Annotated in this window: 19 protein-coding genes and 1 riboswitch; of the genes, 8 read left to right on the forward strand and 11 right to left on the reverse strand. The window is 71.9% G+C overall.

Going from position 1 to position 24,212, the window contains the following annotated elements:
• Positions 1–848: 848 nt before the first annotated feature.
• A complete protein-coding gene (locus ACGFZF_RS02675) occupies positions 849–2,492 on the reverse strand; it encodes a hypothetical protein (RefSeq protein WP_393550697.1) in 1,644 nt (547 codons plus the stop codon).
• Between the two features lie 366 nt (positions 2,493–2,858).
• Between ACGFZF_RS02675 and ACGFZF_RS02680 the strand changes: the two genes are divergently transcribed.
• The 3 genes from ACGFZF_RS02680 (at position 2,859) to ACGFZF_RS02690 (ending at position 5,849) form a co-directional block, all read left to right on the forward strand.
• The gene (locus ACGFZF_RS02680) at positions 2,859–3,761 is read left to right on the forward strand and encodes an N-acetylmuramoyl-L-alanine amidase (protein WP_393550698.1); all 903 of its coding nucleotides are present in this window, start codon (positions 2,859–2,861) and stop codon (positions 3,759–3,761) included.
• Positions 3,762–3,851: 90 nt separating this feature from the next.
• Positions 3,852–4,691: a hypothetical protein gene (locus ACGFZF_RS02685; protein WP_393550699.1), complete on the forward strand. Its 840-nt coding sequence runs from the start codon at positions 3,852–3,854 to the stop codon at positions 4,689–4,691.
• A gap of 126 nt (positions 4,692–4,817) precedes the next feature.
• Positions 4,818–5,849, forward strand: coding sequence for an LLM class F420-dependent oxidoreductase (locus ACGFZF_RS02690; protein ID WP_393550700.1), 1,032 nt, complete (start codon positions 4,818–4,820; stop codon positions 5,847–5,849).
• Here ACGFZF_RS02690 and ACGFZF_RS02695 read toward each other — a convergent pair.
• Positions 5,846–6,403, reverse strand: coding sequence for a hypothetical protein (locus tag ACGFZF_RS02695; RefSeq protein ID WP_393550701.1), 558 nt, complete (start codon positions 6,401–6,403; stop codon positions 5,846–5,848). The genes ACGFZF_RS02690 and ACGFZF_RS02695 overlap by 4 nt on opposite strands.
• A gap of 248 nt (positions 6,404–6,651) precedes the next feature.
• Between ACGFZF_RS02695 and ACGFZF_RS02700 the strand changes: the two genes are divergently transcribed.
• Both ACGFZF_RS02700 and ACGFZF_RS02705 read left to right on the forward strand, forming a co-directional pair.
• Positions 6,652–7,512, forward strand: coding sequence for a helix-turn-helix domain-containing protein (locus tag ACGFZF_RS02700; RefSeq protein ID WP_393550702.1), 861 nt, complete (start codon positions 6,652–6,654; stop codon positions 7,510–7,512).
• Positions 7,513–7,802: 290 nt separating this feature from the next.
• A complete protein-coding gene (locus ACGFZF_RS02705) occupies positions 7,803–8,162 on the forward strand; it encodes a hypothetical protein (RefSeq protein WP_393550703.1) in 360 nt (119 codons plus the stop codon).
• Between the two features lie 7 nt (positions 8,163–8,169).
• On the opposite strand, the gene ACGFZF_RS02710 is transcribed toward ACGFZF_RS02705, so the two are convergent.
• The 4 genes from ACGFZF_RS02710 to ACGFZF_RS02725 all read right to left on the reverse strand — a co-directional run bounded on the left by ACGFZF_RS02710 (position 8,170) and on the right by ACGFZF_RS02725 (position 12,466).
• Positions 8,170–9,066 carry a DUF2690 domain-containing protein gene (locus ACGFZF_RS02710; RefSeq protein WP_393550704.1) on the reverse strand — a complete coding sequence of 299 codons (897 nt, stop codon included), beginning with the start codon at positions 9,064–9,066 and terminating at the stop codon, positions 8,170–8,172.
• 133 nt (positions 9,067–9,199) lie between these two features.
• Positions 9,200–10,273 (reverse strand): prenyltransferase, encoded by a 1,074-nt coding sequence (locus tag ACGFZF_RS02715; RefSeq protein WP_393550705.1) that lies wholly within the window; start codon positions 10,271–10,273, stop codon positions 9,200–9,202.
• Entirely contained in the window at positions 10,270–11,022 is a 753-nt protein-coding gene (locus ACGFZF_RS02720; protein ID WP_393550706.1) for a class I SAM-dependent methyltransferase, read from the reverse strand. Before ACGFZF_RS02720 ends, ACGFZF_RS02715 begins: the two co-directional genes overlap by 4 nt.
• A 130-nt stretch (positions 11,023–11,152) precedes the next feature.
• Positions 11,153–12,466 carry a glycosyltransferase family 4 protein gene (locus tag ACGFZF_RS02725; RefSeq protein WP_393550707.1) on the reverse strand — a complete coding sequence of 438 codons (1,314 nt, stop codon included), beginning with the start codon at positions 12,464–12,466 and terminating at the stop codon, positions 11,153–11,155.
• Positions 12,467–12,672: 206 nt separating this feature from the next.
• Between ACGFZF_RS02725 and ACGFZF_RS02730 the strand changes: the two genes are divergently transcribed.
• A complete protein-coding gene (locus ACGFZF_RS02730; RefSeq protein ID WP_393550708.1) occupies positions 12,673–13,323 on the forward strand; it encodes a TetR family transcriptional regulator in 651 nt (216 codons plus the stop codon).
• A 59-nt stretch (positions 13,324–13,382) separates the two neighbouring features.
• Here the strand turns inward: ACGFZF_RS02730 and ACGFZF_RS02735 are convergent, their stop codons facing one another.
• From ACGFZF_RS02735 to fxsT (ACGFZF_RS02755), 5 genes are all read right to left on the reverse strand, one after another.
• Positions 13,383–13,913 (reverse strand): hypothetical protein, encoded by a 531-nt coding sequence (locus tag ACGFZF_RS02735; RefSeq protein WP_393550709.1) that lies wholly within the window; start codon positions 13,911–13,913, stop codon positions 13,383–13,385.
• An 82-nt stretch (positions 13,914–13,995) separates the two neighbouring features.
• Positions 13,996–14,229 (reverse strand): ferredoxin, encoded by a 234-nt coding sequence (locus ACGFZF_RS02740; RefSeq protein WP_147977806.1) that lies wholly within the window; start codon positions 14,227–14,229, stop codon positions 13,996–13,998.
• Entirely contained in the window at positions 14,229–15,698 is a 1,470-nt protein-coding gene (locus ACGFZF_RS02745; RefSeq protein WP_393550710.1) for an aldehyde dehydrogenase, read from the reverse strand. Before ACGFZF_RS02745 ends, ACGFZF_RS02740 begins: the two co-directional genes overlap by 1 nt.
• Before the next feature lie 407 nt (positions 15,699–16,105).
• Positions 16,106–18,748: an FxSxx-COOH system tetratricopeptide repeat protein gene (gene fxsT / locus ACGFZF_RS02750; RefSeq protein WP_393550711.1), complete on the reverse strand. Its 2,643-nt coding sequence runs from the start codon at positions 18,746–18,748 to the stop codon at positions 16,106–16,108.
• A gap of 153 nt (positions 18,749–18,901) precedes the next feature.
• Positions 18,902–21,301, reverse strand: a complete 2,400-nt coding sequence (gene fxsT / locus ACGFZF_RS02755; RefSeq protein WP_393550712.1) for an FxSxx-COOH system tetratricopeptide repeat protein — start codon at positions 21,299–21,301, stop codon at positions 18,902–18,904.
• Positions 21,302–21,631: 330 nt separating this feature from the next.
• Between fxsT (ACGFZF_RS02755) and ACGFZF_RS02760 the strand changes: the two genes are divergently transcribed.
• Positions 21,632–22,669 (forward strand): MBL fold metallo-hydrolase, encoded by a 1,038-nt coding sequence (locus ACGFZF_RS02760; RefSeq protein WP_393550713.1) that lies wholly within the window; start codon positions 21,632–21,634, stop codon positions 22,667–22,669.
• Between the two features lie 72 nt (positions 22,670–22,741).
• Positions 22,742–22,829, forward strand: a riboswitch (cobalamin riboswitch).
• 99 nt (positions 22,830–22,928) lie between these two features.
• Positions 22,929–24,188 carry a prenyltransferase/squalene oxidase repeat-containing protein gene (locus ACGFZF_RS02765; RefSeq protein WP_393551008.1) on the forward strand — a complete coding sequence of 420 codons (1,260 nt, stop codon included), beginning with the start codon at positions 22,929–22,931 and terminating at the stop codon, positions 24,186–24,188.
• Positions 24,189–24,212 lie beyond the last annotated feature (24 nt).

Here is a 24,212-nt window from a genome sequence, read left to right on the forward strand (position 1 = left end):
CCCGGGCGCCGTAGGCGGCCGTCTGTCTTGGGGTGGCTTCCCGCTCCCGTTGAATGGGGTGACCCGGCAGGGCTTAGCGGCAATCCGTCGTGTCCTGGCTGGGATTCATGCCCCGCTGGTCATTCTCCGGTGGTGGGTGAAGCCGAATCCGCAGCCAGCATTGCTAGGACGGGCCAGGAGCATGGGCCGCGCGGGGCGGCAGGCCGGGCGGGTCCCATCCGTCCCACCAGTCCCATCGCCGGTCTGGGATCGGCTGCCCGATGACGCTACGGCGTACATTAAGCCCCCCGAGAGTCCGATATGCCCCGTGAAGTCCCATATCCCGTCCGGTTACCGCGAGTAATGTACGCGCTAGCGTCATTCGGGATGACTCCGCCTGCCGGGATGGACCGGGCCGGGTGGTGGAGGCCCGCCCTTGTCGGCAACCATCCCAAGGGCTCTCGGATTCGGCTTCACTCCATCGGACATTGACCAGCGGGGCATGAATCCCCGCCAGGAATCGAGTCGCACCCGCTAAGCCGAGCCCGACTGCCCCATTCAATGGGTGCGGGAAGCCACCCCGAAAGCCCTCGGCCGCCGACGGCGCCCGAGAGGCACCGGCCCCCCGCCTGGACCCCCTCCCCGGGCCGCCCTCCGAGTGTGAAAAGGCGGGTGAAGGCGACGGGTCAAGGGTGGCCGCCAGGCCATCGCGCAGCGACGCGACGAAGGAGCGCCCTTGAAGCGGCGCCGCAACCCGCCACACTCGGAGAGAGGGCGGCCAACCACCAGAAGCCACCCAAGACCGGCCCGCCCCAAGACCCCAAAGGGACCCGCACCCCCCCAAGCCCCCCAGCCGAGGACACCCCCCCTCAGAACCCCAGCCCCGAGGTCACGTACAGGCAGTTCGTGTAGCTGTACCCCGACTCGATCTTCGTCGTGCTCGCCTTGTTCACCGCCATCGACGTGTTCGAGCTGTCCCGCTTCTGCAGGAAGTGGTAGTTGCCCGGCGGGAGCAGCAGGGTCGCCTTCGGGTACTTGGACGACGGGCCCGTGCACGCCTTGACCTTCTGCGTGTTCAGCGCGGCCAGGCTGCCGGGGTACGTCCTGCACGTCCCGCAGGACTTCAGCGTGACCCGTCCGGTGATCGGCCCCGTGTAGAGCAGTTCGACCTCCCCCGGCCCGTCGTTGGACACGACCATGACCATCCGGGATCCGCCGGGCGCCGTCGCCGGGGGCAGCTTGCCGCCGGCCGCCGGGGCCTCCTGGGCGATCTCCGCGGCGATGGCGATGTTCCGTGCCTGGGCGGCCCGCCGGCTGCCCGGGTACTTCGTGACGAAGTCGGTCATCGACGTCCTGGCGTCCGTGTACTCCTTGTCCTTGAACTGCTTGACGCCGCAGTTGAAGTCGCCCTTCTCCACCGCCTCGCCGTTCTCCCTCGCGAGCGCGGTGTACGTGTCCCGGGGCAGCAGGTCGACGGTCGTGCCGACGCGCCGCAGTTCGGTCACCGTGTCGCACGGGTCGGTGGAGGAGCCGTCGAGCGTGGCGGCGCGGGTGCGGATGCTGTCCTTGACCGCGGCCTCGACCTTGGTCGCGTGCGGCGACTGCGGGAAGGTCGTGAGCAGGGCGTTGAGCTGGTCTCCGGCCGTCCGCTCGGCGCCCGCCTTGCCGATGCTGCTGGTGCCGCACTCGTACCAGGACTGGGCCAGCGGTTCGTCGGCCTTGCCGATCAGGCCGGTGAGGAGCCCGCGGTCCACCTTCGTCGGCAGGTCGCGCAGGTGCTTGAGGGGTTCGACGGCCTCGCAGTACTTCTTCTGCTCGTACGGGACGGACACGCTGCGGTAGTAGGCGGCGAGCCGGTCGGGGACGAGCCGCCCGGCGCGGGAGCCGGCGTGCTTCGTGCCGAGTTCCTGGTACGTGGCCAGCGCCTTGCGGTAGTTCTCCGCGGCCCCGCCGAAGCTCTGCCCTTCGACGGCCTTCACGAGGGTGTCCGCCGCCGCCAGCCGGTCGAGGTACGACTGCTCCACGGCCTCGTCCCGTGCGGCTCCGTAGGCCACCGAGCCGCCGACCGGCACGAGCAGCAGGACGACGGCGAGCGGGAGCGCGAACCGCAGTCGGCTCGGTCTCCCGCTGCCCGCGTCCGCCGGGCCGGCGGGGCCCAGGACGAGCGGGGCGCGCAGTCCGCGCCGTGCCCCGTCGGCCGCGGCGGCCAGCAGGAAGAGGCCGTAGCCGATGAGTGCGCCGGCGGGCACGCCGTCGACGTCGGCGGGCAGGGCGATCACGAGCAGGATCACGGTGGCGGCCCAGCACACGGCGGCGGACCGCCAGTGCTTGAGGAGCACGTAGCCGAGGCCGAGGCAGGAGAGGTTCAGCAGTCCGACCAGGACGGCCTGGGCGGGGTTCGATTCCAGGGGCACCGGCGGGCCGGGCATGCCCGGCGTGGACGAGCCGATGACGGGCGGCTGCCCGGGGGGCGGCGGGATCGCTCCGCCCGCCGCCCAGGGCGAGGCGGTCACGGTCGGCGCCCCGGGTCCGCCGCCGGGTGCCCCGGCCCCCGCACCCGCTCCGGCGCCGAATGTGCCCCCGGGGCCGTAGGCCCAGGGCGTCTCGGCGACGGTCCTGCCGTCGCCCGTGTCCGGAGCGTCCGGCCTCTCCGGTAAGGCGTCCGCGGCACCGGGTACGCGGTCCTCCGGCTCCGGACGTGCCTCGTGCTGCTCTTCCCCCGCCACAGTGCCCCCCGTGGTCCGTGCGCGGTGCTGCTCACCGGCGCACCCTCCCCATACCCGTCACAATCCCTCCACAGTCACGCGGTGCCGACGAACTATGCGATCGAGATCGGCGGGCCGCGCATCGCCTCCGGCGGCTCGCATTAGAGTCGCGGGGTGCCGTACGACCACCGGAAGTCCCTCGCCCCCGCCCTCGCCCTGCTCGGATGCGCTCTCGGGTGCCTCGCGCTGGCGGGCTGCGGCGGGGCGGCCGACCCTGCGACGGGTGTGCCCGACGCCACATCGTCCTCTCGGGCGCCTCGCACCTCCGCGGCTCCTTCCGACCCGTCCGGCTCGGCGGAGGCCACCGGCACCACGGGCTCCGGAGACGACGCTCCCGGCCGGCTTCCCCTGGCCGGCCGCACCGTCGTCGTCGATCCCGGACACAACCCCGGCAACTTCCGGCATTCCCGGGAGATCAATCAGAAGGTCGACATCGGTACCGCACGCAAGGAGTGCGACACGACCGGCACGTCGACCCGTGCCGGCTACACCGAAGCCGCGTTCACCCTGGACGTCTCCCATCGCCTGCGCGATCTCCTCGAGGGGCTGGGCGCGAAGGTCGTGCTGACCCATGACGCCGACCGCCCCTTCGGCCCGTGCATCGACGAGCGGGCCCGGACCGGCAACGCCGCCCGGGCCGACGCCGTCGTGTCCGTGCACGCCGACGGCTCCGCCACGGGGAACCGTGGCTTCCATGTGATCCTGCCCGCACGTGTCGACTCCGGCGGCGCCGACACCGCGAAGATCGTCGGCCCGTCCCGTGCGCTCGGTGAGGACATCGCCGCACAGTTCGCGCGCGCGACGCACACATCGCCCTCCAACTACATCGGTTCCGGTACCGGATTGGACGTCCGCGACGATCTCGGCGGGCTCAATCTCTCAACCGTCCCCAAGGTCTTCGTCGAATGCGGCAATATGCGTGATCCGAAGGACGCCGCACTGCTGGCCGATGCGGCATGGCGCCAGAAGGCGGCGCAGGGGCTCGCGGACGGCATCAGGACCTACCTCGAGGGGTAGAACCGGCGAGCGATAGATTCGCTCCGTACGATGGGGCCGCCCCCGTGCTTCGCGCCACCCCGACGAGACGACCCGACGAAGGACTCTTACGTGAATATCCGCTCCCTCACTCGAGGCGATGGCGTGCTGATCGGTGCAGCGGTGGTGCTGTTCATCGCCTCGTTCCTCGGCACTTCGAGCTGTGAAGCCAGCGCGTCGATCTGCGACTCCATCGACATCCCCAACTCCTGGGAGATCTCGCCGCTGGGCTGGGGCTCGTTCTTCCTCGGCATCGCCGGTGCCGCGCTGGTCGTCGTCTCGCACGGCCTGCCGCAGCAGCGCAAGGTGGCCGGCCTGGAGCTCGGCCAGGTCGGTGCCGCGTTCGGCATCGCCTCCGCCTGGACGCTGCTCATGTGGGTCTTCGAGTCGGAGAACGCCGGCGCCGGCCTCATCCTCGGCCTGATCGCCGCTCTGGTCCTCGCGGGTGCGGCGGTCGCCGGTCCGCTGGTGCCGGCCCTGAAGGCCCCGCTGATGAGCGCTCCTTCTCCGCAGGCGCAGCAGCCGTACGGCGTGCAGCCGGGTCAGCCCGGCGTCCCGAACGGCTACGGCTACCCGGGCGCCCAGCAGCAGCCGTACCCGGGGCAGCCCGACCCGCAGCAGGGCCAGCCGCACGGTTCCCCCTTCGGTGCCCAGGGCCAGCAGCCGCCGGCCGCCGCCCAGGCCCCGCAGGCCCAGGCCCCGCAGGGTTCGGGGGACTTCTCGCCCTTCTGGTTCGCGGTACCGGTCGCCCGTCCGCTGTACGGGGAGGACGGCTCGCCGTCGCCCATCGCCGAACTGGCCCCCGGTACCTGGTACCTGGCGGTCGAGCAGCGTGGTCCCGGCCTGATCGCCCAGACCCAGGACGGCCGGCGCGGTGTCCTGCAGGACACGACCGGCATCCAGCGCGGCTGACCGGACGCATCGGCGGCAGTACCGCCCGACGGCCCCGCCCCCGGAATCCCTTCCGGGGGCGGGGCCGTTGCCGTACAGTCCCCCCATCCATGAACTGACGCTCCGTCAGAAAGGTTGGTGGGGGCCATGCGTCTCGGACTCGCCCTCGGCTACTGGGGACGCGGCCCCTCCCCCGACCACCTCGCGCTCGCCCGGGAGGCCGAGGGACTCGGCTACGACTCCGTGTGGACGGCCGAGGCCTGGGGGTCCGACGCGTTCACCGCGCTGACCTGGATCGCCGCGCACACCAGCCGGATCCGGCTCGGCACCGCCGTCGCGCAGATGGCGGCCCGGACCCCGACCGCCACCGCCATGCACGCGCTCACCCTCGACCATCTCTCCGGCGGGCGGATGATGCTCGGCCTGGGGCTCTCCGGACCGCAGGTCGTCGAGGGCTGGTACGGCCGCCCCTTCCCGCGCAGCCCGCTCACCGCGACCCGCGAGTACGTGGACGTCGTCCGCCAGGTGCTGCGCCGCGAGGGGCCTGTCGCGCTGGACGGGCGCTTCCACTCGCACCCCTACGCGGGGGCGGACGGCACCGGGCTGGGGAAGGCGCTCAAGCCGATCACCCACCCGCTCCGGGCGGACCTGCCCGTCCTGCTCGGCGCCGAGGGGCCGAAGAACATCGCCCAGACCCTCACCCTCGCGGACGGCTGGCTGCCGCTCTACTGGTCGCCGACCCGGTACGCGCAGGTGTACGACCTGCCCGCGACTCTGCCCGAGGGTTTCCTGGTCGCTCCCCTGGTCCGCGCCCGGGTCTGCGACGACCTCGCCGAGGGGCTGCTGCCGGTCAAGGCGATGCTCGGCTTCTACATCGGCGGCATGGGGCACGCGGCCCGCAACTTCCACGCCGACCTGATGGGGCGGATGGGGTACGAGGCCGAGGCCCGGCGCATCCAGGAGCTGTTCGCGGCCGGGCGGCGCGAGGAGGCCGTGCTCGCCGTGCCGGACGCCTTCGCGGACGAGATCTCGCTCGTCGGGCCGAAGGAGAGGATCGCCGAACGGCTTGAGCTCTGGCGCAAGGGTCCGGTCACCGACCTGCTGGTGACGGCGCCGGACCCGGCGACCCTGCGGGTCCTCGCGGAGCTGAACGGCCTCGGTTCCCGGGACACGCCTTAACCGCCCAGCTGGGAGGTGCTCGGGACCTGGTCGGTGACCTCGGCGCCCGCGCTCCTGCCCGCGTCCTTCACGCTGTTGATGACGTTCTCGAAGGCGCCGACGTCGGCCTCGCTCGCCTCGCCCTTGCGGAGCTTGGTGCCCAGGTCCTTCAGCGACTCGATGCCGGCGGTCAGCGGTGCCACCGCCTTGGAGAGCAGCTCGTCGCCCTTGGCGTTGTTCACCGCCGCCTTGAGCCGGTTGTAGGCGAAGGCGCCCGCGAGTCCGGCCTTGACGAGGGCGAACTTCTGGCCGTCCGCGCCCTTCCTGAACCTGCCTTCGCGGTACGGCTTGATGATCCACTGGTAGGTGGCCCCGGCCGCCAGGCCCGCGTTCGCCACGAAACGGGTCTTGGCGAGCTTCTGCTGCTCGACGGTGCCCGTCGGGCTCGCGCTGCCGCTCGCGGAGGGCTCGTCGTCACCGCCGCAGGCGGTGGCCGTCACGAGCAGGGCGCAGGACAGCAGCAGCGCCACGACGGCGCGGCGTATCGGGTGGGCGGGCACGGCGCTACGGGACACGGCAGACCTCCCTGCTGGCTTCCGCGTCAGCCTCGCCCCGCCGCGCGCGCTCCGCCACCCGGGGGACTCCGCTCTCGGCTCCACCGGTCGCCGGCATGTCCCTCGTTCACGGCATCACAGCAGGTCAGGGCCGTGGGACGTCCCACTCCATCCCTGGGACGGCGCCGCCTCTGGTCCTGCCCGACCGGGTGATCCGAGAGTGATCGGGACGGTCCGGGACCGTTCCGGATCCTGGGGGGATTTCGTTCATGGTGAGGCGCCGTGTCTGCGAGGCGGGCGGAAGATGCCAGTGGTTCTACGCGCGGCCGGACGCGCGGCTCCGGCCGGGCATCGGGGTGTACAGGGGCTTCCGGTCGACGGCCGGTCTGGCACAGGAGCGGCTGGTGGTGCCGAGCGGCCGGGTGTCGCTGCTCATCGGGTTCGGCAGCGAGATGCGGCTCGGGCGGGCGGGAGTCCGGCGGGAGTCCGGGGCCCGCGCCCCGGTGCACACGTCGGTGGTGTCGGGGTTGCACACCCGTGCGCGGGTACTGGGTCATCAGGGGGACCTGCACGGGGTGGAGCTGACCCTCGCGCCCTGGGCGGCGTACCGCCTGTTCGGCACTTCCCTGGGCGAGCTCGCGGACACGGTCACGGATCCGGTCGACGTGCTGGGCCGCCGGGCCCGGGATCTCGCCGGCGCGCTGGAGGCCGCTCCCGACTGGCGCGGACGGTTCGCCGTGCTCGACGAGACGCTGCTGCGCTGGGCGGCCGAGGCCGCGCCGTCCCGCGAGCCGTCGCCGGCGGTGCTGGGGGCCTGGCAGTTGCTGAGCCGGACGTCGGGGGCGGTGCCCATGGCGGAGTTGGCGGCTCGGACGGGGTGGAGCCTGCGCCATCTGGAGAGTCGATTCCGCGAGCAGATCGGGCTGCCGCCGAAGCGTCTGGCCCGCATCCTGCGGCTCAACCGAGCGATCCGGCTGTTGACGGCGGGGAGCTCCGCCGTCGACGCCGCGCTCGGCTGCGGCTTCTACGACCAGTCCCACCTCAGCCGCGAGTTCAAGGCCATGACGGGCATGCCGCCGGGCCGGTTCCTGGCGGCTCGTGCCGCGGCGAGTCCCTGGCTGGCCGGCTGACCGGCGGGCGGGGACGGGCGGGCGGACGGGCTGAACCGGCGGGCGGGGACGGGCGGGCGGACGGACGGGCTGAACCGGCGGGCGGGACGCCCGCGGGACCCGGGCCGACGGGACGTCGCCCGCTGTTCGTTTTTGTCCAAGACCCGGCAGCGGGAGGGGTGGCAGTCTTCCGTCCCGAACGACCCGACGACACGGGGGTGCGTCGGGTTGTCCGTCTTCCTCGCGTGCCGCGTGCCGGCCCGGCGCTTCCTCCGGGCCGGCTTCCACGCCCGTCCTCTCCAGGTGAGTCCATGAAGAACCGGAAGAACCGCTTGAAGTCCGCGTCCGTCGCCCTCGCCGGCCTGCTGGCCGCGACGTGCCTGAGCGGCGCCACCGCGAGCCCCGCCGCCGCGGCCTCGTGTCCCTGGCCCTACGTCTGCTTCCAGGACGGCAACGGCACCATCCTGACGATGTACAAGGACACGGGCTGGCAGACCACCAGCGCCAAGACGCGTACCGCGCGCTGGGTCACCAACGCGCGGAACGAGGACTGCGCCTGGCTGAAGTTCTCCAGCGGCTTCATCGACCAGCTGCGTCCGGGACAGAGCTTCGGCCTGGGCTCGGGCGTCGTCGCGATCAACATCACGTACGGCTGCCCCACGTCCGTCTGAGCCCGGGTCAGCGCTCCTGGCTGGGCACGAAGTAGCCGGTGCAGCTCTGCTTGCCCTTGGGCAGTGAGGCGCAGACCCAGGTCGAGCCCGACTCCGGCGCCGCGATCAGGGGTGTGTAGACGTCCCGGTCGTAGTGCACGACGTCGGCCGCGGCGGCGCCGTCCGAGTTGTTGACGACGACGGTGGCGCCGACCTCGGCGAAGGTGATGCGGCCCCAGGCCGCCTGGCAGGCCTTGCTGTACCGCAGCTCCATCACCAGGTCCTTGGGGATGGAGCCGGTGCGCACGGTGACGGCGTCGGCGCCGCAGTTCATCTTCTTCGGGTCCTTGCCCTCGCACCCGGTCCCCTCGCAGCCCGTCGCGGGGCCGGCGATCTTGACGGTGGGCCGGGCGGCCGGCTCCTCGCCGCCGGTGCCGACGCCGGCGTAGGCGGCGGCAGCGCCCGCCACCAGGACCAGACCGGCGACGGCCGACATCCACAGCCCGCGGCGTCCGCGCCGCGCCGGGGCGGCCTCGGCACCGCCCTCGGGGGCGGCATCCACACCCGCGACGGCCGGCTGCGGCACGACGTCGGCGGCGGCGCCCGCCTCCGCCGTACCGGCGCTCCCGTCGGACTCCGGGAGTTCGGACTCCCGCCCGGTGGCGGCGGATTCCCGCTCCCCGTCGGCCCGGTCCCACACGTCGAGGAGTCGCGCCGGCGGCGTCTCGCACAGCCGGGCCAGGCTCTCGACCGCGTCACGCGGCGGGAACTGCTTGCCGTTCACCCATCGTTCCCACGACGACTTCGCGTAATGGGTCTTCTTGCTGAGCTGGGCGAAGCTCAGTCCCGACGCCTTCTTCAGGGCGAGCAGTTCGCTCGCCAGCTCCTCGGCCGCGGCTCCGGATCTACCACTGACAGTCCCCACACCGTCCACCTGGTCCTGCTCTCCCGCATCTGTCACGCATGTTCATGCCAGCCATGAACGCGGACATCGTAAAACCGGGGAGGGGACCACTTTGCCGTGGCTTTACCGTTTGGGGGACACTGTTCCAAAATGGTCAACAGCAGTCGGGATCCAGCCCCTTCGGCAGCCTTTCGCCGCCGAACACCGCCACCGTCGCCTCGTCGCCGCCGAGTGCCGCGACGGCGAGCAGCAGCGATCCGGCGGTCCAGGTGGTGAGTTCCTCGGGCCACACGGCCGCGTCGCCCTCGAAGACGTATCCCGTCCAGTACATGCCGCCCTCGGCCCGCAGGTGCTGGATGGACTGAAGGATCTCCAGAGCCCGGTCCGACTCCCCCGTCGCCCAGAGGGCGAGGGCGAGTTCGCAGCTCTCGCCGCCCGTCACCCAGGGGTTGGGCAGCACGCAGCGGACGCCGAGTCCGGGCACCACGAAGTCGTCCCAGTGCGCGTCGATGCGGGCCTTCGCCGCCGGCCCGGTGAGCGCGCCGCCGAGGACCGGGTAGTACCAGTCCATGGAGTAGCGGGACTTGTCGAGGAAGCGCTCGGGGTGACGGCGGATCGCGTGTCCGAGGGCGCCGGCCGCGAGCTCCCAGTCGGGCTGCGGTTCCTCGCGCGTCTCGGCGATGGCGAGGGCGCAGCAGAGCGCCTGGTGGATGGACGAACTGCCGGTCAGCAGGGCGTCGTCGACCGGCGTCCCGTCGGCCTCGCGCTTCCAGCCGATCTCGCCGCCCGGCTGCTGGAGCGCCAGCACGAACTCGACGGCGGCGTAGACGACGGGCCACATCCGGTCGAGGAAGGCGTCGTCGCCGGTCGCCAGGTAGTGGTGCCAGACGCCGACGGCGACGTAGGCGACGAAGTTGCTCTCGCGACTGTGGTCGGTGACCCGGTCGTGCTCGCCGTCGTGGTACGCCGCGTACCAGGAGCCGTCCCCGTTCTGGTGCCGGGCCAGCCAGTCGTACGCCCGGGCCGCGGCGGCGTGTTCGCCGGCCGCGTCGAGGGCCATCGCGGCCTCGGTGTGGTCCCAGGGGTCGAGGTGGTGGCCGCGGAACCACGGTATGGCGCCGTCCGCGCGCTGGCCGGCGAGGATGCCGGCGACGGTCTCGGCGGCCTGCTCGGCGGTCAGGACACCGGGCAGGAGCAGGTGTTCCGCGATCCGCTCGGGACTCGTCACGCGCCGGCCCCGGCGGCGTCGGAGCCGGTGGAGGGCAGGTGGGGCTTGGTCGCGTAGACCACGAAGCTCTTGCCGACCACCGGGTTGAGCAGCTGCTCGGCGACCCGGGTCACGGCGGGCTTCTTCATGATGTCCCAGACCAGGAGCTTGTGGTACGCCCGGACCGGCAGCGCCTTGTCGTTGTCCACGCCGAAGGCGCACTTGAGCCACCAGTAGGGAGCGTGCAGCGCGTGGGCGTGGTGGCTGCCGTAGGGCCGCAGGCCGGCCTGGCGGATCTTGCCGAGGAGTTCGTCGGCCTTGTAGATGCGGATGTGGCCGCCCTCGACCTCGTGGTACTCGTCGGAGAGCGCCCAGCAGACCTTCTCGGGCCCGTAGCGCGGGACGGTGATCGCGATCCGGCCGCCGGGGCGGAGCACCCGGACCATCTCGGCGAGGACGCCCTTGTCGTCCGGGATGTGCTCCATGACCTCGGAGATGATCACGACGTCGAAGGAGTCGTCGGGGAAGGGCAGGTTGAGCGCGTCGCCCTCCATGGCGGTCGCGGTGGCGCCCGCCGGGGCCTCGCCGGCCTCCTTCATCGCCGCGAACCACTTGGCGACCTCGCGGATCTCGTCGCCGTTCTGGTCGAGGGCCACGACCTGGGCGCCGCGCCGGTAGCACTCGAAGGCGTGCCGGCCCGCACCGCAGCCCAGGTCGAGCACGCGGTCGCCGGGGGCGAGCGGGAAGCGGGTGAAGTCGACGGTCAGCACGAGGTCTGCCCTTCCGGATGGCCGGGGGCCGCGGGGCGGCCCGGAGTCGTACCCGCGGTGCGGGACAGGGGGGATCCCGCGGGGCGGGAGTGGGGGTGGTGGTTCGGCGCGGCGCGGTGTCCGCGGGCGGTCACCGGCGCGCTCCCTGGCGGGCGATCGCCTCGCGGTAGAGGTCCGCCGTGCCCTGGGCGGCCCGGGCCCAGGTGAAGTTCGCCAGGACTCTCGCCCGGCCGGCGGCGCCCAGGCGGGCGCGGAGCTCGGCGTCGTCGAGCGTCCGGCCGAGGGCGGCGGCGAGCGCGCCCGCGTCGCCGGGGGGCACCGCGAGGCAGGTCTCGCCGTCGGGGCCCGCGACCTCGGGGATCGCGCCGCCGGTGGTGGCGACGAGGGGGGTGCCGGTCGCCATGGCCTCGGCGGCGGGCAGGGAGAACCCCTCGTACAGGGAGGGCACGCAGGAGACCTGGGCGGAGCGCACGAGGTCCACGAGCTCGGCGTCGGAGATCCCCTTGACGAACTCGACGGCGTCCTGGAGTCCGTAGCGCTCGATGGCCTGGGCGACCGGGCCGTCCTCGGCGCGCTTGCCGACGACGACGAGGTGGGCGGCCGGGTTCTCGGTGCGCAGCTTGGCGAGGCCCTCGATCAGGTGGATCAGGCCCTTGAGGGGGACGTCGGCGCTGGAGGTGGTGACGATCCGGCCCGGGACCTCGGCGACGGAGGGGTCGGGCGACCACAGGTCGGTGTCGGCGCCGATGTGGACGACGCGGATGCGGGTGTCCCGTACGCCGAGGTGGTCGACGATCTCCTGGCGTGAGGTGCCGGACACGGTCAGCACGGAAGGCAGCCGGCGGGCGACCCGCTTCTGCATCCGGGTGAAGGCGTACCAGCGGCGGACGGAGGCGCGGCGCTTCCAGTCGGCGGCGGCGTCGAGTTCGAGCTGCCGGTCGACGGTGATGGGGTGGTGGATGGTGGTGACCAGCGGGGCGCCGATCGCGCCGGGGCCGCCGAGGAGTCCGTAGCCGAGCGTCTGGTTGTCGTGCACGACGTCGAAGTCGCCGCGGCGGGCGGCGAGCATGCGCCGGGCGCGCAGCGAGAAGGTGAGCGGCTCGGGGAAGCCTCCGGTCCACATGGTGGCGACCTCGAGCGCGTCGATCCAGTCGCGGTACTCGTCGCGCTGGGGCGTGCGGAACGGGTCCGGCGACCGGTAGAGGTCGAGGCTGGCCAGCTCGGTGAGCGGAACGCCTTCGTCCAGGGTCGGGTAGGGCTGGGAGCCGATGACCTCGACGCTGTGCCCGAGGCGGGCCAGTTCGCGGGAGAGGTGCCGTACGTAGACCCCTTGGCCGCCGCAGAACGGGTTCCCCTTGTACGTCAGGAGAGCGATCCGCAACGGACGGTCACCGTCGATGGTGACGCCCTGGCGGGGGCCTGCTTCTATGGCCTCAGCGGTCACTCGCTGCCCCCTTCGAGCTTGCGTTTCGCGGGAGCGTAACCGCTCGCGCTAATCTAGAACAAGTTACAGACTTGATCGTTCTTGATCCTTCAAGGAGCACTGAATCTACCGGCAGGTAGCTCCGCCGTAAGAGCCGGATCAGGTGATTCGCGCCACGGCGGGCAGCGCGCCATACTGTCGCTCCCTCACCGCACGGAACGGGACCCATGACCGCGGAAGACAGACCCGACTCGCCGCCCCTGACAGAGCGCCAGGAGGCGCGCCGTCGCCGCATCCTGCACGCCAGCGCGCAGCTGGCCGGGCGGGGCGGCTTCGAGGCCGTACAGATGCGTGAGGTCGCCGAGGCGGCCGGGGTGGCGCTGGGGACGCTGTACCGCTATTTCCCCTCCAAGATCCATCTGCTGGTCGCGACGATGCAGGACCAGCTCCAGCACATGCACGCCACCCTGCGGAAGCGGCCCCCGGCGGGCACGACGGCGGCGGAGCGGGTGGCGGAGACCCTGATGCGGGCGTTCCGCGCGCTCCAGCGGGAACCGCAGCTCGCGGACGCGATGGTGCGGGCACTGACGTTCGCCGACCGGAGCGTCAGCCCGGAGGTGGACACGGTGTCCCGGGTGACCACGGCGATCATCCTGGACTCGATGGGCCTGGAGCATCCGACACCGCAGCAGCTGTCCGCGGTGCGCGTGATCGAGCACACCTGGCATTCGGCCCTGATCACCTGGCTCTCGGGCCGGGCCTCGATCGCACAGGTGAAGATCGACATCGAGACCGTCTGCCGGCTGATCGACCTGACGGCGCCGGCCGAGCCGTCCACGCCCCCGGAGGGCCGCGGACGGCTCACGGCCTCGCACTGAGCGACCGGCCGCCGGCCGGCCGGGCCGGCGACGCGCGCCGCCCGCGCGACGACCGGGGCTCAGGACTTCTTGTTCTTCTCCAGGTCGGCCTTGAACAGCGCCTCGCACTCCGCGCCGTTGTCCGTGGCGACGAAGAGGACCATCTGGAAGCCGGACATGCCGTGCCGGCTGGCCTTCACGGTCCAGTCGCTCTTGGTCAGGGACATGACGGTGGAACCGCTCTGGTCCACCTTCTGCCCCTCCTTCCAGCCGCCCTCGCCCAGCGCCGCCGTGGTGGCGTCGAAGGACTTCTTCGGGTCGGCCGCCTTGTCGGCGTCGGCCTGCCAGGACACCATGCAGTTCTTGAGCTCGGCCGGCACCGGGTCGTCCGCGGTCTTCTCGGTGAAGCCCGCGGCCGTGGCCGCCGCCGTGATCTCCTTGGTGACCGCGGCGCCGTCGAGGCCGCCGCCCGCCTCCGAGCCGCCGCCGGAGGACCCGGCGGTCGAGCCCGCCGACGACGAACCGCCCTTGTCCGAACCGCCCTCGCTGCCGCAGCCCGCGACCAGCATCACCACACCGGCGGCCGCGGCCACCCACTTCGCCTTGCGCACAACGCTCCCAATCCTGGGCGCACGCGGGCCCGTTGCCCCCGTGATCAAGGCAGAAGTTTTGCACGTGGGAACGACTCCTCGGTTACTCCTCCGGCGGGAAGACCGGCTCCCCGCCGTCCAGGAGGGTGATCAGGATCGCCTCCACCGGGCAGCCCTCGGCCGCCGCGAGGACCCCCTCGTTCGCGTCCGACTCCGGTGCGGTGGGGTGCGACTGACGGGCCGTGTCCAGCCGGAAGCCGTGCGGGGCGTGGTTGACGCACATGCCGGAACCGATGCACACCCCCCGGTCGACCTCCACGAGCCAGCGGTCCCCCATCACGCGCCACCGGGCCCCTCGTACCCGGCGGGCAGGTGGATCATCTTGTGCTCCAGGTACGCGCCGAGCCCCTCGGGACCGAACTCCCGCCCCAGGCCGGAGTTCTTGTAGCCGCCGAACGGGCCCAGCATGTCGAGGCTGAAGGTGTTGACGTTGAAGGTGCCGGTGCGCACCCGGCGGGCGAAGTCGATGCCGTGCTCCACGTCCCCGGTCCAGACGCTGCCGCTCAGCCCGTAGTCGGAGTCGTTCGCGATGCGCAGGGCCTCGCTCTCGTCGCCGTAGGGCAGGAGACAGACGACCGGACCGAATATCTCCTCCCGGGCGATGCGCATCGAGTTGTCGACACCGCCGAAGAGGGTGGGCTCGACGTACCAGCCCCGGTCCAGTCCGGCCGGCCGGCCGCCGCCCGTGAGGACCTTGGCGCCTTCCTCCTGGCCGAGCCTGATGTAGTCGAGCGACCGCTGCTGCTGGCGCCGGGCGACCAGGGGGCCGACCTGGGTGGCCGGGTCGAGCGGGTCGCCGACGGCCAGTGCGCCGGCCGCCGCCGCGAACGCCTCGGCGATCTCGTCGTACCGGCTGCGCGGCACCAGGATCCGGGTCTGGGCGACGCACGCCTGGCCGTTGTTCATCCAGGCGGCGGGGACGATCCCGGCGACGGCGGTCGCCAGGTCCGCGTCCGGCAGGACGACGGCCGCGGACTTGCCGCCGAGCTCCAGCGTGACGCGGGTGAGGTTGCGCGAGGCCACCTCCATCACGCGCTTGCCGGCGGCGACGGATCCGGTGAAGGAGACCTTGTCGACGCCCGGGTGCCCGACCAGGTACTCGCTGACCTCGCGGTCGGCGGGCAGGATCGACAGCACGCCCTCCGGCAGTCCGGCCTCGGCCGCGATCTCGGCGAGGATGTACGAGTCGAGGGGGGACTCCGGTGACGGCTTGAGGATCACCGAGCAGCCGGCGAGCAGCGCGGGGCCGAGCTTCGCCGCGGCCGTGAACTGCGGCACGTTCCAGGGCACGACGGCGGCGACCACGCCCACCGGCTCGCGGCGCACCAGGAGCGGCCCGAGCACGCCCGCGCGCCGCTCCTCGTACGGGAAGGCGCGCGCGACGGTGATGGCGGCGTCCCACACCATCATCGCGCCGAGCGCCTGCGCGAGCACGCTCCACGAGTACGGGGAGCCGTTCTGGGAGGAGATGGAGCGGGCGATCTCCTCGTGGCGCACCGCGACGGCGTCCTTGATGTGGCCGACGACCTCGATCCGCTCCTCCAGGGTCGTCCGCGGCCACGGCCCGTGGTCGAAGGCCGCGCGCGCGGCGGCGACGGCCCGGTCGACATCGGCCTCGGAGGCGTGCGGCACCCGGCCGATGACCTCCTCGGTGTGGGGCGAGACGACCTCGATGACGTCACCGCCGAGCGGGTCGGCCAGTGCTCCGCCGATGAACAGCTTTCCGTGCTCCACAAGCTCGGTCATGACCGACTGCCTCCCGGAACCCGCGATGTTTTCTGACTGTGTTTCAGAACTGATACCAGTTCTAGTTATACTTGGCCAGGCTCAGCGCAGGACAGGATCAGCGCAGGACAGGCTCCCACCAGCGGGTTTGGCGCGGGTGGGGCCTGTGTCATGCCGCTTGGGCCGTCTCTGGGCCGTCTCTGGGCCGTCAGCGGCTCCGTCGGTCCGCCGGTACCTGTCATCAACGGCGTTACGGGTGCGGCTCTCGCTGCTCGGCACGAGGTGCGTGTACACCCGCAGGGTGGACCTGGGGTCGGCGTGGGCCCAGGTAGCCGACCGCGCAGGTCGTTGTGCCGCTCAGACCTGGGGAGCGGATGGTGTTCGGGCCGAAGACTTCACAGCTGCGTCAGCACGGCGGACACGGCTCTCTAGCGGCGCTTCTTGCGCTTCCGGCGCTGGCCTGCCTTGCCACCGGAGGCGCGCAACTTCTGGGCCTCGAACGGTCTGCCCAGGGAGATGAGTACCCGGGCGAGACTCTCGGTGATCTCTTGAGTTTCGGGGTGGTTCTCGCCCAGGACGCGTCGGCTTCGGGCATGAGCGTCCCTGAGGAGCTTCTCTGCTGCTGCGAACTGTCGAAGACGGCACAAGGCGCTGGCGAGGTTGTTGGCGGAGGTAAAGGTGTCGGGGTGGTCCTCGCCCAGGACGCGGCGACGGCGTTCGAGGGCGTCCTCGTGCAAGCGGTGTGCCTCCTCGTACCTCCCCAGCCGGTGCATGGCGCTTGCGAGGTTGTTGGCGGAGGAGAGGGTGTCGGGGTGGTCGTCGCCCAGGACGCGGCGGCGGCGTTCGAGGGTGTCCTCGTCCATGCGGCGCGACTCCTCATACTCCCCGAGAAGGTCCAAGGTGACGGAGAGGTTGCTGGCGGAGATGAGAGTGTCGGGGTGGTCCTCGCCCACGACGCGGCGGCGGCGTTCGAGGGCGTCCTCGTTCAACCGGCGCGACTCCTCGTGCTCCCCGAGACTGCCCAGGGAACCGGCAAGGTTGTTGGCGGACTGGAGGGTGTCGGGGTGGTCCTCCCCCAACACACGACGCCGACGTTCGAGAGCATCCTCCTGCAAGCGACGCGCCTCCTCGTACTCCCCGAGAAGGTCCAAAGTGACGGAGAGGTCGTTGGCGGAGGTGAGGGTGTCGGGGTGGTCCTGGCCCAGGGTGCGGCGACGGCGTTCGAGCGTGTCCTCGATGATGAGGCGCGCCTCGGCATGTCTCCCGAGATCAGCAGTGGCATGGCCGAGGTACTGCGCGATCCCGAGCGTGTCGGGGTGCTCCTCGCCCAGGGTGGTGATCCAGATGGCGTGGAGAGTTGCGGCCAGGTCGCGGCCGGCGCGTGCCTGCCCGCTCACGCAGAGATAGCGGGCGGCCCGGATGAGTGTCTGGTGCAGTGGAGGGTGTGGGGCGGCGGCGTGCAGGCGGGCGTTGAGGTGGGAGGTCAGAGCGGCCCACGTCGGCCAGAAGACCGGGTCCACCGCGTCGCTCGGCGCAACGGCGGCCAGAAGGGTGGTGACGTCGACCTCTGCCGCGGTGGCGTCGGCTTCGCCGGTGTGGTCGCGGACGATGGCCTGGGTGAGTCGGTGGATCTGGAAGGTTTCGTGGTCGACGCGGGCCAGGCCGGAGCGGGCCAGGGGCTGGAGCGCGGTCTGGGGCCACATGATGTCGTCGGGGCCGACGGTGAGCGTGGCGAGCCGGTCGCGGCTGGTCTCCAGCCAGGCGGTGGGGATGGGGTCGGGTCCCAGGAACGCGGCCAGGCGCAGCAGTTCGGCGGCCTGGGGGTGGCTTTCGGCCAGACCGGTGGTGGCGATGGCCACCGCGGCCGCCAGAGAAGCGGGATAGTGAGGCGGGCCACCGTTGCCCATCAGAGCCGTGGTCTTGCTGGTGAGCAGGTGGCGGTAGCGGTCCGGGGTCATGCCGGAGGTGATGACGCCGACGGCCTGGGCCAGGGCCAGGGGCAGGTCGCCGAGTTCGCCTGCGAGTGCGTCGGCCTGCTGTGCGGCGATGCCGGGGATGCGGTTGGTCAGGTAGGCGACGGAATCGCCGCGGGGGAACACGTCCAGGCCGTGGCTCGGGACGATGTCCTTCCAGCCGGGGTTGCGTGAGGTGATCAGAACGTGGCCGGGGCCGGTGGGCAGCACCGCCTCGAAGGCACCCGGGTCGTCGGCGTTGTCCAGGACGATCAGCCAGCGGTCCCTGGTCCGTAAGTGCTGGAGCAGGGAGCGGGTGACGTGGTCGGTGCCGGCCTCGGGCCGAGCGACACCCAGCCGGGCGGCCAACTCGGCGTAATGCACCGGGATCTGGTCCGCCTGCTCGGCATCGATCCACCACACGATGTCGTACTGGCTGGCGAAACGGTGGGCGTACTCCAGAGCGAACTGGGTCTTGCCGATCCCGCCCAGGCCGTGCACGGCATGCACCACCGCCTGCCGGCCCCCCACCAAGCCCTCCCGCACTTGCGTCATCGCCGCCTCGCGGCCGGTGAAATGCGGATTGCGACCTGGCACGTTCCACACCCCCGGCACACCCGCACTGCTCGGCAACCGCGGACGCCCGTCAGAAGCGGTCCCTGAGGAGGCGGAGACCGCTACACCGCCCGGGAACGTTGGAGCGGCGAGCGGGCCGGTGGGGCCGTCGACGGCGTCCCGGAGCGCGGCGATCGCGGCCGGCTCGTCCAGACCGTGCAGGTCCTTGCGGATCGCCGCAGTCAGGATGTCGGGGATGTCGCCGCCGCTGAGAGGTTCGATCGTCAGCGGGATGAACCGGCGCCGGCCCGCGACGACGGAGGTCCACTCCTCATGGGTCCAACGCTCAGGATCGAAATAGCTGTCGGAGAACAGTGCCACCACGGCAGTGGCGCGCCGCAGCGCCTGATCCATCCGCTGCACGAAGTTGTCACCGGTGCGCCAGTCCCACACGTCCAGCTCCACACGATGACCGGCCTCACGCAACTGCCACGCCACCCACTCCGCCCACGCCCGATCAGCCCCGGCGTAGCTGACGAACACCGACTCCGCTTCCCCCGGCATTCCTCGTCCCCCTCCAACGCGCTCATGCCCCGCACCCACCGCGGAAACCCCACCCATGCTCCTGCCTCTCCGGCGGCCTCAGGGCGTGAATCCAGAAACCCGATCACAGGGGCCCACCCGCACCATTCGGCCATCCGCATCTTTGGCGCTGGATCAGGCGGACCCGTCTTCCGCCAGCCCTTCAAGCTGCTTGGCGCTGCGCAGGGTGTCGGGGTGGTCCTCGCCCAGCACACGTCGTCGGCGGTTCAGCGTGTCCTCGGCAAGGGCGTGTGCGGCTTCGTTCTCCCCCAGCGCGGCCAGCAAGATCGCAAGGTTGTGAGCGCTGGTCAGGGTGTTGGGGTGGTCATCACCCAGCACCCGGCGTCGGCGGGTCAACGTGTCTTCGCCCAGGACACGTGCGGCTTCGTTCTCCCCCAGCGCGGCCAGCCAGATCGCGAGGTTGTGGGCGCTGCTCAAGGTGTTGGGGTGGTCATCACCCAGCACCCGGCGCAGTCGGGCGAGCGTGTCCTCGTCCAGTTCACGTGCGGCCTCGTGGTCCCCTAGTGCAGCCAGCCTGTTGGCGAGGCTGTGAGCACTGCTCAAGGTGTCGGGATCGTCCTCACCCAGCACGCGTCGTCGTCGGGCGAGCGTGTCCTCGTCCAGTTCACGTGCGGCCTCGTGGTCCCCTAGTGCAGTCAGCCGGATGGCGAGGCTGTGAGCGCTGCCCAGCGTCTCGGGGTGGTCCTCACCCAGTACCCGCCGCAGTCGGGCCAGAGTGTCTTCTGCCAGGGCGTGGGCCTGCGTGAGGTTACGGGTTTCGCCGTAGGCGCGGGCGAGGTAGTTGACGGCCCACCGGGTGTGCTGGTGGTCGGGGCCCAGTTGCTGCGTCCAGGTGTCGTGCAGCTGTTGCAGGCGGGGCAGGGCGATCGGGGCGCTGCCGCGGTCTATGAGATAGATACATGCTTCGCAGGCCGCGAACCTGCCGTCGGCGGTGGCGAAGTCGCCGGGATCCAGGGCGAGCAGGTGGGGCACCAGGGCGGGCCAGGCGGGCCAGGTCGCAGGGTCCGATACTCCACCGGGGTAGGCGGTGGTCAGGAGGGTTTCCGCCGCCCGGGCCGCGTCCGCGTAGTCGGCGGAGTCGAGCTGGTCGCGGATCACCGCCTGGGTGAGGCGGTGCAACTGGATTGTGCCGTCCTGGATCCGCGCCAGACCCTGCGCAGCAAGGGCACCCAGCGCCGTGCGGACTGCGAGTGGGTTGCCGAGCAGTTCCGTCAGCGACGGCGACGGGTCGGTGACGGGGTGCGTGCAGGTGTGCAGGGGGAAGGGTTCGGGTGCCAGCAGCGTGCAAGCCCGCAGCAGAGTCAACGCGTCGGGATGTGTGGTGGCCAAGCGCTGGGTGGACAGGCGGATCTGGGCCGCCAGCGAGACCGGATAGGTGTCGGGGCAGCCCTCGTCCAGGACCTCGCTGATCCGCTCCCGCAGCAGGGTCAGGTACTGGGGGACGGTGAGGCCGTCGACGAGGAGGGCGGCGGCCTGGACCAGGGCCAGCGGCAAATCCTCCAACTCCTCGGCCAGTCGGCCCGCATCGCCCTCGCTCAGGCCCGGGACGCGGGAGCGCAGCAGGGCGATCGACTCCGAGCGGGCGAAGGCGTCCACCTCCACCGCCACAGCCTGGGAATGCCAGCGAGGATTACGGGAAGTGATCAGCACATGCCCATTCCCGCCAGGCAAATACGGACCCAGCGCGGCGGGGTCCTCGGCATTGTCGAAGACCAGCAGCCATCGCCCCCGGGTGCGCAGTTCCTCCGCCAGCGCCGCGCACGCCTCAGCCGGCGAGGTGTCGCTCTGCGCCGCTCCGGTCTTCACCGCGAGCTGCGCCAACTGGTCCGGAATCAGAGCGGGTTCCTCGGAACGGACCCACCAGACCAGCTCGTACTCCCCGGCGAACCGGTGCCCGTACTCGATCGCCAACTGCGTCTTGCCCACCCCACCCCGGCCGCGTAACGCCTGCACCGCCACCCGAGACCCCGACGCAAGTGCCTGCCGCAGCCGCACCAGCAGGTCGTCCCGGCCGGTGAACCCGGCGTTGCGCCCCGGCAGGTTCCACACCCGCGGCAGACTCCCCGGCAACCGCGGACCCGACCCGCCCATCCCCCGTAACCGGCCCGCATCACCGGGGAATCCGGGCCGGCCGTCCGGACGGCGCGGCCCGCCCACCGCCTGCAGGAGCACCGTCCGCGCCTCGTCCTCGCCCAGCCCCACCAGCGAAGGCGCGAGCAGCGGGCGCAGGATGGGCGGGGCGGGCGCGGAGTCGATCCGCACCGGTATCAGCCTCTGCTTGGCCGCGAGGACGGCCGTCCACTCCTCGGTCGTGAACCGGTCCGGATCGAAATACGCCTCCGAGAACACCGCCAGCATCCGCCCCGAGGCCAGCGCGGCATTCATCTTCAGGACGAAGTTCTCACCCGCGCCCCAGTCCCAGTAGTCCAGCTCCACCTCATAGCCGGCATCCACCAACTGCCAGGCCACCCACTCCGCCCACGCCCGGTCCGCCCCCGCATGACTGACGAACACCCGACCACCATCGCCGACCAACCCACACCCCCGACGCAACCCCGGCACCAGACCACCGACACTAGGCCAAACAACCCCACACCCGCCCACACATCACCCCACTCCCCCACCGATCCACGGATGCGCACCCTGCGTGGGCAGCCTCCGGCTGAGAAGCGGACGATCGCCAGGTCTTCCCGCAGGCATCGACTCCGGCGCCCTGACCGGCGCGAAGGCGATCCAGGGGAATTCGCGCGCCTCTCTCACCCCACCCTCTCTGACGCCTCGTCAGTTCTCGTTATAGTGGCCCTGGTCGAGCAAGTGCCGTGCGTCGCGCAGAGATGAGGGCCCATGACCCAGGTGACCGAGCACGGTGGAGGCGTCTGGTCGATCCGGGTCCCCATTCCGGACAACCCTCTCGGGCACACCCTCGTCCACCTCCTCGACACCGATCGCGGGCCCGTCCTGATCGACACCGGCTGGGACGATCCGGCGTCGTGGAGCGAACTCTCCGACGGACTGGAGGCGTTGGGCACCTCCGTGCGCGAGGTGCACGGTGTCGTCATCACCCACCACCACCCCGACCACCACGGCCTCTCGGGCAAGGTCCGCGAGGAGTCCGGTGCGTGGATCGCCATGCACGCCGCCGACACCGACGTCGTACGCCGGACCCGCGCCTCCGAGCCCGCGGCCTGGCTCGACTACCTCGCGCGCAAGCTGGCCGCCGTCGGCGCCCCCGAGGAACACACCGCCCCGCTGCTCGCCGCCCGGTCGGGCCGCCGGATCCGGACGCTTCCCGGACTGCGCTCGGCCCTGCCCGACCGCGAGATCGTCCCCGGCGAGCTGCTCGACCTGGCCGGACGCCGGCTGCGGGCGATCTGGACGCCCGGCCACACGCCCGGGCACGTCTGCCTCCACCTGGAGGAGGAGCATCCCGCGCGACTGCCCGGCCACGGCCGGCTCTTCTCCGGCGACCACCTGCTGCCCGGCATCACCCCGCACATCGGGCTCTACGAGGACCCCGACGACGCCACCGTCACCGATCCGCTCGGCGACTACCTGGACTCGCTGGAGCGCATCGGCCGCCTCGGCGTCGCCGAGGTGCTCCCCGCCCACCAGCACGCCTTCGCCGACGCCGCCGGCCGGGTGCGCGAACTGCTCGACCACCACGAGGAAAGGCTGACCGGCCTGCTCGACCTGCTGACGACGCCGCTCACGCCCTGGCAGCTGGCCGAGCGGATGGAGTGGAACCGGCCGTGGGAGCAGATCCCGAACGGGTCGCGGAACATCGCCGTCAGCGAGGCCGAGGCCCATGTGCGGCGGCTGGTGAAGCTGGGGCGGGCGGAGCGGGCCGAGGGTACGGACCCGGTGGCGTACGTCGCGGTGTGAGGCGCCTCGCACCCACGGGGCGGGCCCCCTACGGCCCGGTACAGTGGGCGCGTCGTCATCATGCCCGTGCGGGGGGAAGCCGGTGGGAATCCGGCACTGACCCGCAACCGTGAGCCGTCCTCGCAGCCTTCCCGGCCGCCGTCGGTGAGTCGGAATGCCCCGTCCGGGACGTGAACGCCGGCACCGTCGAGGAATACGGAGCCGAGCCTGGTGCCCTGTGCGTGCCGGTGCCCGGCCGCAGGAGAGGCCAGCACGCATGATCATCGTTCGCCGAGGCGCCGCCGCGCTCGCAGCCGCCACCGTGCTGTGCACCGGGATGGCCCCGACCGCGTTCGCCGCGCCGTCGCCGTCGCCCACCCCCGCGCCCGTGATCCCCGCCGGGCTGTACGGCGAGAAGGACCCGACGTACGACGGTGTCTGGCGCCAGTCCCTCGCCTTCATCGCCCAGCGGACGAACAAGGTCCAGCCCGCCGAGCAGGCCGTGGCCTGGCTGCAGCGCCAGCAGTGCGAGAGCGGTGCCTTCGCCTCGTACCGTCCGGACCCGGCCAAGCCCTGCGACCCGGCCACCATGCTCGACACCAACGCCACCGCCGTCGCCGTCCAGGCGCTGTCCGGGGTGCGCCGCGAGAGCGCCGACCCCGAGGCGGTCGGCACGGCGGCCAAGGCCGGCGCGGGCTGGCTCAAGGGCGTGCAGAACAAGGACGGCGGCTGGGGTTACAACCCCGGCAGCCCCAGTGACGCCAACTCCACCTCGATCGTGATCGGCGCGCTCGCCGCGCTGGGCGAGAAGCCGGGCGAGGTCAGGTCCACCGCAGGCAGGACCCCGTACGACGCGCTGCTCGGCTTCGCCGTGCCCTGCGCGGTCAAGGACGGCGCGGGCGCCTTCGCCTACCAGCCCGACAAGAGCGGCAAGCTGCTCGCGAACGCCGACGCGACGGCTGCCGCGACCCTCGCGGGTCTCGGCAAGGGCATCACCGCGCGCGGTGTGACGCCGGAGCAGGCCCCGGTCTGCACGGACCTGCCCAAGCCGACCGCCGAGCGGGCCGCCCTCAACGGCGCCTCCTACCTGGCCACCGCCCTCGCGAAGACCGGCCATCTGGACACCCCGCCGATGCCCGGCGCCGCCGAGACGGCCCCGCTGCCCGACTTCGGCAACACCGCCGACGCGGTCGTCGCGCTCGCCGCGTCCGGCGCCATGAAGGAAGCGAACGGGGCACTGACCTGGCTGGAGCAGAACGCCCTCGGCTGGGCACGGGACAACGGCCCCGCCGCCTACGCGCAGCTCGTCTTCGCCTCGAACGCGATGGGCGTCGACCCGCGCCACTTCGGTTCGACCGACCTCCTCAAGGCGCTGAACTCCACCGGCCCGGCGCCGCAGGCCACGGCCACCGCCGCGTCCTCGGCGGGTGACGAGGCCGAGGACGACGACTCCGGCTCCTTCGACCTGTGGTGGATCATCGGCATCGGCATGGTGGTGGGTGTCGGCATCGGCTTCCTGATCAGCGGCCGCAAGAAGTGAGGGCCCGGCTCGCCGGCGCCGCCC

Source organism: Streptomyces sp. NPDC048338 (assembly GCF_043201055.1).
In the GTDB taxonomy this organism is placed as follows: domain Bacteria; phylum Actinomycetota; class Actinomycetes; order Streptomycetales; family Streptomycetaceae; genus Streptomyces.